The organism is Nocardioides cremeus, from assembly GCF_030518195.1.
Classification (GTDB): domain Bacteria; phylum Actinomycetota; class Actinomycetes; order Propionibacteriales; family Nocardioidaceae; genus Nocardioides; species Nocardioides cremeus.
Map to the genome: position 1 here is coordinate 1 of NZ_JAULSC010000428.1, position 223 is coordinate 223.

A 223-nucleotide genomic window follows, 5' to 3' on the forward strand; every position below is an offset into this window, starting at 1 on the left:
CACGTCGGCGAGCGGGCCGGGCTCGACGGTCACCTCGGGCTCGCCGCCGGGGTAGACCTCGTCGACCGAGGGCGCGAAGACGACGTCGACCCCCTCGCGGGCGCACACCACGAGGTCGGCCGCGAGGGTGCGCGGGGAGGTCTCGAGGTCGGCGGCCTCGCCGAACAGCAGCGGGTTGACGAAGACCGAGACCACGACCGGGCCGGCGCCGACGGGCTCGCGC

At 76.7% G+C, this 223-nt stretch carries 1 protein-coding gene; it reads right to left on the reverse strand.

From position 1 onward, the window contains the following. The coding region (locus QWJ41_RS21605) for a pantoate--beta-alanine ligase (protein ID WP_302710556.1) at positions 1-223 on the reverse strand (223 nt) is incomplete at both ends.